This window comes from Roseburia sp. OF03-24 (assembly GCF_003463035.1).
Taxonomy (GTDB): domain Bacteria; phylum Bacillota; class Clostridia; order Lachnospirales; family Lachnospiraceae; genus Roseburia; species Roseburia rectibacter.
Window position 1 is genome coordinate 83,394 of the sequence record NZ_QSCK01000002.1, and the last position, 11,972, is coordinate 95,365.

The 11,972-nt window shown below is 41.4% G+C and carries 9 protein-coding genes and 1 other annotated feature; all 9 genes read right to left on the reverse strand.

Annotated elements, in window-relative coordinates:
• Nucleotide 1: 1 nt before the first annotated feature.
• The 9 genes from leuS to DXA60_RS01680 all read right to left on the reverse strand — a co-directional run bounded on the left by leuS (nucleotide 2) and on the right by DXA60_RS01680 (nucleotide 11,970).
• Complete coding sequence (leuS, locus tag DXA60_RS01640; RefSeq protein ID WP_117918925.1) at nucleotides 2-2,419, reverse strand: leucine--tRNA ligase; 2,418 nt, start codon at nucleotides 2,417-2,419, stop codon at nucleotides 2-4.
• A gap of 169 nt (nucleotides 2,420-2,588) precedes the next feature.
• Nucleotides 2,589-2,835, reverse strand: a binding site (T-box leader).
• Between the two features lie 116 nt (nucleotides 2,836-2,951).
• Nucleotides 2,952-3,974, reverse strand: coding sequence for a ketol-acid reductoisomerase (gene ilvC, locus DXA60_RS01645; protein ID WP_117918928.1), 1,023 nt, complete (start codon nucleotides 3,972-3,974; stop codon nucleotides 2,952-2,954).
• 70 nt (nucleotides 3,975-4,044) lie between these two features.
• Complete coding sequence (ilvN, locus tag DXA60_RS01650; RefSeq protein WP_006858753.1) at nucleotides 4,045-4,569, reverse strand: acetolactate synthase small subunit; 525 nt, start codon at nucleotides 4,567-4,569, stop codon at nucleotides 4,045-4,047.
• A gap of 117 nt (nucleotides 4,570-4,686) precedes the next feature.
• On the reverse strand, nucleotides 4,687-4,863 hold the full coding sequence (locus tag DXA60_RS01655) for a permease (RefSeq protein WP_243006717.1): 177 nt from the start codon (nucleotides 4,861-4,863) through the stop codon (nucleotides 4,687-4,689).
• A 172-nt stretch (nucleotides 4,864-5,035) separates the two neighbouring features.
• Entirely contained in the window at nucleotides 5,036-7,183 is a 2,148-nt protein-coding gene (locus DXA60_RS01660; protein ID WP_117918930.1) for a YhgE/Pip domain-containing protein, read from the reverse strand.
• The gene (locus tag DXA60_RS01665) at nucleotides 7,180-7,602 is read right to left on the reverse strand and encodes a hypothetical protein (RefSeq protein WP_117918932.1); all 423 of its coding nucleotides are present in this window, start codon (nucleotides 7,600-7,602) and stop codon (nucleotides 7,180-7,182) included. Before DXA60_RS01665 ends, DXA60_RS01660 begins: the two co-directional genes overlap by 4 nt.
• A gap of 55 nt (nucleotides 7,603-7,657) precedes the next feature.
• The gene (locus DXA60_RS01670) at nucleotides 7,658-9,877 is read right to left on the reverse strand and encodes a YhgE/Pip domain-containing protein (RefSeq protein ID WP_117918934.1); all 2,220 of its coding nucleotides are present in this window, start codon (nucleotides 9,875-9,877) and stop codon (nucleotides 7,658-7,660) included.
• A gap of 114 nt (nucleotides 9,878-9,991) precedes the next feature.
• Nucleotides 9,992-10,444: a hypothetical protein gene (locus DXA60_RS01675; protein ID WP_117918936.1), complete on the reverse strand. Its 453-nt coding sequence runs from the start codon at nucleotides 10,442-10,444 to the stop codon at nucleotides 9,992-9,994.
• Complete coding sequence (locus DXA60_RS01680; RefSeq protein WP_117918938.1) at nucleotides 10,441-11,970, reverse strand: Y-family DNA polymerase; 1,530 nt, start codon at nucleotides 11,968-11,970, stop codon at nucleotides 10,441-10,443. The genes DXA60_RS01675 and DXA60_RS01680 overlap by 4 nt, the downstream gene beginning before the upstream one ends.
• Nucleotides 11,971-11,972 lie beyond the last annotated feature (2 nt).

Consider the following 11,972-nt stretch of genomic DNA (forward strand, 5'->3'; position numbering starts at 1 on the left):
CTTATTTCATTACAATATTGACAATTCTTCCCGGAACGTAAATCTCTTTTACAATGTTTCCAGTCAGCTTATCTGCAATTGATTCTTTTGCTTTTGCAATAACATCATCTTTTGCATCATTTCTGCCGATTGCCAATGTTCCTTTCGTTTTTCCGTTGATCTGTACTGCGATCTCAACCGTATTTTCGACTGTTTTTGTCTCGTCAAACTCCGGCCATTTCTGCTGATATACATAACCTGTTCCGCCGATGATCTGCCAGAGTTCCTCTGTAATGTGCGGAGCAACCGGGTTTAAGAGAATTAAGAGTGTCTCATACTCACCCTTTGTCACAGCATTTTTCTTATAGAACTCATTGATCAGAGCCATCATCGCTGCGATTGCGGTATTGTATTTCAGGTTCTCATAATCGCTGCTGACTTTTTTGATCGTCTGGTGCATCTTGGTCTCAAGCTCTTTGGAATATCCTGTTTCATCTGTCATGATATCCTGTAATTTCCATACACGCTCTAAGAAACGACGGCAGCCTTTTACACCATCTTCAGACCAGGATGCACTTAAATCAAATGCTCCGATAAACATTTCATATGTTCTTAATGTATCTGCACCATACTCTCTTACGATATCATCCGGATTTACGACATTTCCTCTGGATTTTGACATCTTCTCTCCGTTCTCACCAAGGATCATACCATGGGATGTACGTTTCTGGTAAGGCTCCGGACATGGAACTACTTTCTCATCATACAGGAATTTGTGCCAGAATCTGGAATATAACAGATGAAGTGTTGTATGCTCCATACCTCCATTGTACCAGTCAACCGGCATCCAGTATTTTAATGCTTCCGGACTTGCAAGCGCCTCATCATTATGCGGATCGGTATATCTTAAGAAATACCAGGAAGATCCAGCCCACTGCGGCATGGTATCTGTCTCTCTCTTTGCAGGACCACCACAGCAAGGACAGGTTGTATTTACCCAGTCTGTCATCGCAGCAAGTGGAGACTCTCCATTATCCGTCGGCATATAACTTTCTACCTCTGGAAGCATCAATGGCAGTTCACTCTCATCGAGCGGCACATAACCACATTTATCACAGTGAACGATCGGAATCGGCTCACCCCAGTAACGCTGACGTGAGAATACCCAGTCTCTTAATTTATAGTTGGTCTTTGCTGTACCAATACCTTTTTCCTCTAAAAATGCAATCATTTTTGCCTTTGCATCTTTTACTTCCAGTCCGTTTAAGAACTCAGAATTGATCAGAACACCGGTTGCAACGTCCGTAAATGCCGCTTCGTTGATGTCAACTTCCTCACCATTTTTTGCAACAACCTGTACCATTGGAATATTGAACTTTTTGGCAAATTCCCAGTCTCTCTCATCATGTGCCGGTACTGCCATGATCGCGCCTGTTCCGTAAGACATTAATACATAATCGGAAATCCAGATCGGGATTTCTTTTCCGGTTACCGGATTGACTGCCATAAGACCGTCAATCTCCACACCCGTCTTATCTTTTGCAAGTTCTGAACGTTCAAAATCAGATTTCTTTGCAGCTTCCTCACGGTATGCAGCAATCGCATCCCAGTTCTTTAACTCGTCTTTATATTTATCAATGATCGGATGCTCCGGGGATACAACCATGTAAGTAGCACCAAATAATGTATCACAACGTGTCGTATAAACACGGAGTTTGTCCTCTTTTCCGGCGATCGCAAAATCTACCTCTGCACCCTGTGATTTACCGATCCAGTTTTTCTGGGAAACCTTGACACGCTCGATATAATCTACATCATTTAAGCCCTCTAACAGTTTCTCAGCATAATCAGTGATCTTTAACATCCACTCGCTCTTTACCTTGCGGACAACCGGAGCACCACAACGCTCGCAGACACCGTTCACAACTTCCTCGTTTGCCAGGCCTACTTTACAGGAAGTACACCAGTTGATCGGCATCTCTTTTTTGTAAGCAAGTCCTGCTTTAAATAGTTTTAAGAAAATCCACTGTGTCCATTTGTAATAACTCGGATCTGTAGTGTTGATCTCTCTGTCCCAGTCGAAAGAATAGCCTAAAGAATGAAGCTGCTCTTTGAAACGTTTTACATTGTTTTCAGTTACGATCTTCGGATGAATCTTATTTTTGATCGCATAGTTCTCAGTCGGAAGTCCGAATGCGTCCCATCCCATCGGATAAAGTACGTTATAGCCCTGCATTCTGCGCTTTCTTGCAACAATATCAAGTGCTGTATAAGGTCTCGGATGACCTACATGAAGTCCCTGTCCTGACGGATACGGAAATTCTACCAATGCGTAATATTTTGGTTTGCTGTAGTCGTCTGTCGCAGCAAAAGCCTTATTATCATCCCAGACTTTCTGCCATTTTTTCTCTACGACTTTGTGATTGTAAAGTTCTGACATATAATCCTCCTTGTTTTGCGGAGCAAAATGCGACTGCCTTTGCAGGAGCAGAGGATTTTCCTCCTTGTTTTCCGAAGGAAAATGCGAGTCCTCTGACGAGCAGAGGATTTTCCTCCTTGTTTTGCGAAAAAAAACTTCGTCTCGGAAGACATTTTCAAATAAAAATATCTTTAGAGACGAAGTCTGTCTTACTCCGTGGTACCACTCTAATTCGTATTCTTATGATTTCATAGAAAATAAAAATACGCTCTTATGATCCTTAACGCGGACAACACGCTTTTGCTTACTCACTGTAACTGGCAGCTTGGGCAAAAGGACTCAAAGGTGAGTTGGGAATTTCACTTTACTGCCTCACAGCATCCGGCAGCTCTCTGAGAAAGCAAAAAATTCTTACTATTCCTTATCAAAGTCTGATGTATTTTATTCACAACATGATTTATTTTATCATATACCCTGTTTTTGTCAAGTATTGAAACAAAAAAGAGCCACCACAAACAGTAACTATGTGATGACTCTTTCAATCGATTCAAAATTAGTTGTTGATTAATTTATCTTCTTCATTGTTCCAGCTATACAGTTTACGGATCTCTTTACCAACCTGCTCTGATGGATGCTCTGCAGCTTTCTTTCTCATAGCTTTGAAGTGAACCTGACGTCCTGCCGGAGACATATCCAGTAAGAAGTCTTTTGCAAATGTACCATCCTGAATATCGGAAAGGATCTGTTTCATTGCCTTCTTTGTATCTTCTGTGATGATCTTCGGTCCTGTAATATAATCACCATACTCTGCTGTGTTGGAGATAGAATATCTCATTCCCTCGAAACCTGACTGGTAGATTAAGTCTACGATCAGTTTCATCTCATGGATACACTCGAAGTATGCATTTCTTGGATCATAACCAGCTTCGCATAATGTCTCGAAACCTGCCTGCATTAATGCACAGACACCACCGCAAAGAACTGCCTGCTCGCCAAAAAGGTCTGTCTCTGTCTCGGTACGGAATGTTGTCTCAAGAACACCGGCTCTTGCTCCACCGATACCAAGTGCATATGCTAATGCAAGATCCTGTGCTTTTCCTGTTGCATCCTGCTCAACAGCGATCAGACAAGGTGTTCCTTTTCCAGCCTGATACTCAGAACGTACGGTATGTCCCGGAGCTTTCGGAGCGATCATAGTAACATCTACATCCTTTGGAGGTACGATACATCCGAAATGGATATTGAAACCATGTGCAAACATTAACATATTGCCTGCCTCAAGGTTTGGCTCGATATCTTTTTTGTACATATCTGCCTGTTTTTCATCGTTGATCAGTATCATGATGATATCAGCTTTCTTTGCTGCCTCTGCTGTTGTATATACTTCAAATCCCTGCTTCTCAGCTTTTGCCCAGGATTTGCTTCCTTCATAAAGACCAATGATAACATGGCATCCGGAATCTTTTAAGTTCAATGCATGTGCATGTCCCTGACTGCCGTAGCCGATAATTGCGATCGTCTTTCCGTCTAAAAGTGAAAGGTTACAGTCTTCCTGATAAAATATTTTTGCTGCCATAATTAATTTCCTCCAGTTTTGGTTTCTTAATAAAAAATATGCATTTGCATATTCTTATCTGCTTATTTTGTTATAATGATACTCTTTTGCCGTCTTCGTCTAACATAACGACATCGGAAATGCCTCTCGACAATCCGGTCAGTCCGGTACGTGCAAGCTCTAATATCTCATATCCGGACAAAAGATCAAGGAAAGCATCTAACTTATCCTGATGTCCTGTCAGCTCGATCACCATCGAATCATGGGTCACATCTACAACTTTTCCATGAAAGATCTCCGTTACATTTAAGATTGGCTGGCGTTCTGTATCTTTCGCACGAATCTTAACCAAGATCAGTTCTCTTGTCACTGACGAGCCATTTTCAAGTTTTTTGATATCAACAACATCTTCCAACTTTGCAAGCTGTTTCTCAATCTGCTCTAAGATCTGTTCATCACCGGTCGCAACGATCGTAATCCTTGTATATCTCGGATCTGCGGTCACACCGGAAGAAAAACTGTCAATGTTGTAACCTCTTCTGCTGAAAAGTCCTGAAATATGACTTGTCACACCCGGGTTATTCTCCACTAATAGAGATAATACCTGTTTTCTCATTCTGCATCTCCAATAGTTTAATACTTTAATCACACATCACACTAAAGCTATGATATCACATCGAAATTTTTTGTCAATAAACAATTTTTTTGTCCAGTCAAAAACATAGTCTCATTTTCAGATAAATTTTGCGGTAATGATCCATATAACCGCAGCAGCAACAAACCAGACACCAATCTGTCTGATCCGCTTTTCGGCATTCAGATCACCCCTCTGGTCTTTTCTTGTACATACTCCTGGCACGATTGTCATAAGAAGTCCTGTAAAAAGTAATACCATCCGAATCAATAACATTTTTTACTCCCTATATCTTATATCACAAAACTTTAGATTGCAGTGCACGTCCGAAAAATCAATGATTTTCCGGACTGACGGGCATTTGCCCTATCACATGAAAATAAAGCAAAAAATGTCTGCAAGCAGCCATTTTTTGCTTTACTTTCATGTGGTACTGCTCATTGCTTACTCATATCATAATCTCTGTATTTTCTTTGCTCTTCTCAATGATATGGTTCAATTTGCGGAACGGTATCGCTACAAGAAGTCCAATAACCAGTGAAATAACCAGATAAATTGCAAGTTTTCCGACATAGATCCAGTAATTCATCTGATAGATTCCGCCAATTGTCTCTCTCATGGCATTCATTCCATATGGGAACGGCAGGTATTTATAAAGCGACTGGTAAACCTGCGGCAGCGTCTCAATCGGGAATGTTCCACCCGCACCGGCTACCTGAATAACCATGACAACAATCGCAAGTGCCTCACCGACATTTCCAAATGCAACCGTGAGTGAATAGATAAACAGTGTGAAAACAAAACTGCTGACTGCGGCAGCAACCCAGAATAAAAACGGATTATGACACTGTATCCTTACATAAAACAGATCTCCAAGTACTGTGATCAGCGTCTGCACCTGCCCTACCAGGAAAAAGAGAATATAACGCCCGAAATATGCCTGGTATGGTTTGATATCTGTGATTCCTTCTTCCGGTTCTACTTTTACATGAATGATCGCCACCAGGATCAGAGCACCTACCCACAGTGCCAGTATCGTATAAAATGGAGCCATGGCAGATCCATAATTTTCAATCTCATAAATTCCAACCGTATCAAGGTTTACCGGAGATGAGATAAAGTTTCCAAGCTGCTGCGGATCTGTCTCGAGTATCTCCATAAACTGTTTGTACTGTTCATCCTGACGCAGTGTCGTAAAGTCTGTGATGATCTGCGTAAGTTTATTAAATAATTCCTGTGCCATTTCCAGTGATTCATACAAATCTGCACTTCCGTTTGCAAGTGTATCTTCATATTTTGAAAGTACTTTTTCCACATCACCAAAATCTGCATTGATACCATTTAAAATCGATGTTGTCGCAATCATGGAATTCTGCATTGCATTCATTGTAGAGTCAAGCTGCGGTTTTACAGAATACTCAAATGCATGCTGCAATGCATCCAGCGCTGTCTTACAGTTTTCGATCTCTGTTGTTATCTGACTCTTTAAGGTACTGATATCTTCCGCTGTTGCAGTTCCATTTTCTGCAAGTCCGTTCAGTTCAAGTTCGATCATCTTTAACCTGTCACGGACATTCTGAATCTGCATCCTTGTTTCATCATCGGCTGTGCCCTCCCAGCTCGAAACTGAATCATTAAACATTTTTTCCAGATAAGGTACCACAGATATTGTTGCATTCAGTCCGTTTCCTGCTGCATCCTCGTATTTTTGCAGTTTTTCCATGTCATTTAACACAACCATTGACACATTGTTTAAGCTGTTCTCAACCAGATCAAAACTGTATGTAACCATCTGCGTCACCGTATCTGTCGTCGCATTTCCGGCAAGGATCAGACTTTCCATGCTGTTTACTGTATCCTGACCGGTGGAAACCATTGAATCAAGTCCCGGAAGCATGACCTGACTGGTCGCAACAATACTCTGTGCAGAATTTAAAATACTTGCAAATGAATTCAGGATATTAATGTAACTCTGCAGATCACCACTTACGTCATTCAGCCGTTGCGTAATCGTATCTGCAAGAGAACCTCCGTCAACATCCGTCCCTGCAACTGCATCCCCAACCTGCATCATTGCCTCTGCAAGTGTGCTCACAAAACTTGAATTCACCTGTTCCTGAACCGAAGTTTTTGCTTTTGATGTAATTTTAGGAGCTATTGCATTTTTCTTTTCATTTTCGTAATAGATGATGTCCGGATGTTCAATCTGCCCGCCAAGAAAACTGATCATTTCCTCAGTAAAGTCGTCCGGGATAACAAGAGCTGCATAATATTCGCCACTGTAAACGCCATCTACCGCCTCATCAGATGTGTCGGTAAATACCCAGCCCATAGCTTTGTTTTCCTGTAACGCTTCGACAACAGATGAACCAATGTTGACAGAAATACCAGCCACACTCACACCTTCATCTTCGGATACCACTGCAACTTTCAGGTTTGAAGTTGCACTTGGTCCGTATGGATCCCAGTTTGAAAGTATATTAAACCATGCATAAAGGCATGGAATCACACAAAGTCCCATGATAACCACAACAGCAACCACGTTCTGAAAGATCCTTTTCATATCGGAGATAAAGATTTTAAATATATTTTTCATTCCGTTTTCTCCTCGTTCTCTGCTATCTTCTGAATCTCTGCCTCAGAATTAAACTTTTCGTCCAATTTCTGAATGGCATTTTTAATATTTTCCTCAACTTCATCAAGCTGTTTTCCCATAAGAACATCCACAGATTTATCCTCTTCATCCCGCAGCTCATTTAATTTTTCCTGCAGGTTATAATCTACATACTCGACAAGGATCAGATAAGTTGCAAGTGCAAATAATGATACGATCCATAAGATCAGGAAAACTACCTTGTTACTGTCTGTCCAGAATAAAAGGATCAAAAATATAGGCGGAATGATTGCAATACATTTAAGACCGATCTTGATCCGTTTTTGATTCTGTAAATGGATATTCTGTTCGTACGCAACGAGTTTTCCGTACATTTCCTCGTATCTGCTTTTTTCTTCCATTCTTTTTTCTCCAATTCTGCTATCTATAACAAAATTATTTTTCGTTATGCTTCTGTTACATCATTTTTGTATCTTCCATTCGTTTTTCCACAAAATGATTCAGTTTCACAAATGGAATACGGATCACCAGTCCGATCAAGAGACCTACGACGGCAAAGATCATCAATTCTGCCAGATTCTTCATATAGTCGCTTCCATACATACCACCGATCGTTTCACGCATCGCATTGATTGCATACGGGAACGGGAAAAATATGTATATATTCCGGTAAACCGCCGGCAAAAGTTCAATTGGGAATGTTCCTCCTGAACCCGCGATCTGGATTACCATGATCACAACCGCAAGGGCTTTTCCCACATCACCAAACGAAAGTGCAAGGGAATAGATCAGTAATGTAAACGTAACACTGGCAAGTGAAGCCACCAGCCAGAACCATCCCGGATACAAAATCTGACAGTGCAGGATATAGATATCTCCTAATACTATGATCAACGCCTGTAACTGTCCCATCACAAAAAACAACAGATATCTTCCGAAAAAGAGCTGATATGATTTTACATTCTCTAAATCTTTTGGTTCTGCTTTTACCTTGATCAGGGCAACAAGGATTGTTCCTCCAACCCAGATTGCAAGAATTGAGTAAAACGGTGTCATTGCTGAACCATAATTTGGAATCGGATAAACTTCCTCCGTTGTAACCAGCACCGGCTGTGAGAAGAATTCTCCATAGCCTTCCGGGTCACCCTTCATAAACTCGATAAACGCCTGTACCTTTTCGTCATCCTCAACCGAATTCAGACGTTCTAACAATTTCGTTAATTTTTCACTTACCCCGTCAATAACAGTCTGAATCTGCTCTAAACTGTCATTTGCACCTGTCACAGTTGTCTCAATTCCGGAAAATACAGAATTCATATCTCCTAAAGTGTCATCTAATCTGTTCAGAATATCTGATACATTATTTAACATCTGACTCATACTGTCGATCACATTATTTAACTGTGGGACAAGACTTGTCGTATACATCTCCTGCATATTTGCGATTGCCTGGGAACAGGTAGTTAAAACCTGTGTCATATCCGACAAAGACTGATTGATCGCATCTGCAACCATACTTCCTGACACCTGCGTATTGATCGCATCCGTCTGGGAATCTCCTGAAAATCCCATTGCGATCTGGTTAATGCTGCTGATTGCCTTCTCAATATCCGTTGCGCCACCATTGATCGACTCTATCGTCTCAATGATCTTCTGAATGACAGCACGGTCATCATCCGACACGCTCTCCTCAACAATCACCTTTTTTAAATGTTCCCGCAGACGGTTCAGTTCCCGTTGCAATTCCACTGCGTCCAATGCCGCCTGATTCAGACTGTCCGCCGTCTGCTGTGCATCTCCTGCAAGATTCGTTGCATTAATGCTGTCCCGAATCCTGTTCATAGAGTCATTGATACTTGTCATTGTCTGATTTACATTTTCACTGAACGAATTTAATGACGTTTTTGTATCATCCAGACTGCTTCTTGCCGTACCAAAACTCTTTGCGCCATCTGATACTTTATTACTGAGACCCGGAATACTGCCTTTTGCCTCTGCAACTGCCTGTGAAAGTTCTCCGTTGCCGGCAATAAATGTGTCGATCATCTTACTGTACCCGATCAGATTTTCATTCAGGTTCTCTAGTTTACTCTGAAAATAGGCAAACTTATCATTTTCTTCCATCTGTTCTGAAATATGATTTGTCTGCTCAAATATATTGCTTGCAAGCACTTCTATAAACTGTTCATTGATACTCTGTTTTAAGGTTGATACTGCAGAATCCGTGATCTTTGTTGCTACGGCATTCTTTTTTTCGTTCTCATAATAAGAAATAGTCGGCCCCTTAAAATCTTCCCGGAACACGTTATACATACTATATGTAAAATCAGAACTGATGATGACTGCCGCATAATATTCGCCACTATAGACGCCTTCTAAAGCCGCATCTTTCGTGTCTGTAAATACCCATCCGATCTTATCATTTTCCTTTAAGCTCTCAATGACCGAATCACCCATATTCACAGTGGTTCCATCATCCATCTGATATCCTGCATCTTCCGTAGCTACCGCAATTTTGATATTTTTTGTATTCGCATACGGATCCCAGTTCGAGTAAATATTAAACCATGCATATAGCGATGGTATGATACAAAGACCTATTGCGATTATCAGTGCAAAAGGATTGCGCACCAGTCTCTTCATATCCCCGCTAAAAATATGCCATATATTTTTCATGCCTCACAAGCTCCTTAACTTTTCCATATTCTTCTTCAATAGCGCAAAAATCCCTATTATCGGGAAATTATACCATCCGGAATATCGATTGTCAAATTTACCGCTCTTATCCCTTCACTCTGCATCTTTAAATATTTCACCGTCTATTTCAAAAATAAATTGCAGGGGAACTTCCGTTCTATCCTCAAATATAAGTCTGTGATGACAGGTATCTATTTTCCGCACTCTGCCACAGTGTGTAACATAGGCCCCGCCGTCTTTCTTTTCATCCGGCACAAAATAAGTAAGCGTAATCTCCGGTTTTTCCGTAAAATGTTCCAGTAAACAGCGCATTTTTTCATCAAGCTGTTCTTTTTTATCCTCATCAAGTTCTAAAAAATCTTCTGTCCGTCTTGCCGTCTCACGGATTGAATCCTCATGTCCCGTCAGTGCTGCAAAAGGAGAAAATTGCGCTGCTCTGTCTAACAATGCCATCTGCGGATGTTTTACAGAAACATGGTGTGGCAGATGGATGATATCATCATATTTGTGTGTTTCTTTTTCTTTAAACAGATTTTGTTCCCTCATGCTTTGTGTCCCCCGATCTGCCTGTTACGTTCTATACTTGTAGCGCCTTCCTGAAGATTCATCCCCTTTAACATGGCATTTTTCCCATATTTCTTTTTTACACTGAGAACTGCCTCCTGAAGTTTTCTCTCTTTTTCCATTTTTTCCTTTTCCGCCTGCTTTTTTTCTTCTAATGCCGCATAATCCGTAAACAGATCCAACTGTTCAAATGTATCATCCTGTTTTGCTGAAGTTTCATCCGACAGTCTGCAGGCGACAACATAAATCCGGCGGATCAGAAGATCTGGATCTACGATACGGTCATACAACTCCATAACAGCATCCATAATCTGTTTGGTCGATGAAGTCCGGCTTTTCAGATTGATCGTACCGTGAGCGTGTTTTGGCACTTTTCTTCCATAACGGTCAATGGTCACTTCCCCATGATATGCATTTTTACGCTTCGGATCAGTCAGATTATCGATATCATAACCGATGGTAAGTACCATCTGATCTGTAACCAGATGTTTGTCCACAAGATCCAGTACAAGCAAATCCGTCATTTCCCGGACGATCAGCTTTCCCTTTTCAAATTCATATGGACACTGTAATACCTGCCCGGAACTAATGCTGTTTGTCTCCGGCTTGTACGCCTTGATCAGATCGATCGTGGTCGGCTCATACCCCCATGCATGATCGATCAGAAGTTCTGCATTGATGCCAAACATCCTGTATAGCAGATCTTCGTTATAAAAATCCTGTTCCCTCCCCAATGAACAGCGGGCAACATCTCCCATTGTATACAGGCCTGCCGCCTCTAATTTTTTCCGGTATCCACCGCCAACCCTCCAGAAATCTGTCAGCGGTCTGTGATCCCACAGCAGCCGGCGGTAACTCATCTCATCAAGCTCTGCGATCCGCACTCCATTTGCATCCGGTGTCACATGTTTTGCAACAACATCCATCGCAACCTTGCACAGATAAAGATTCGTACCGATACCGGCGGTTGCCGTAACACCGGTTTCTTTTAAAACATCCTGAATCATTTTCTCTGCAAGCTCCCTTGCACTCATCTGATATGTTTTCAGATAATGCGTTACATCCATAAATACTTCATCCACGGAATAAACATGCATATCTTCCGGTGCTACATATTTTAAATAAATATCATAGATCCGGTTACTTTCTTCCATATAAAGCGCCATGCGCGGTGGTGCTGTAATATAAGTCAGTTCCAGTGCCGGATTATTTTTCAGTTCCCTGTCATCTGCTGATTTTCCCGTAAACATTCCACCGGCAATCCGGCTTCTCCGCTCCTTATTGACCTGTTTTACTTTCTGCACCACTTCAAATAATCTTGCACGTCCCGGAATACCGTATGCCTTTAATGACGGTGATACCGCAAGGCAGATCGTTTTCTCCGTTCTGCTCTCGTCTGCCACGACAAGATTTGTCGTCAGCGGATCATATCCTAATTTTACACATTCTACAGATGCATAAAAAGATTTCAGATCGATTGCAATATAAATATGGGATGAATCATTCATGT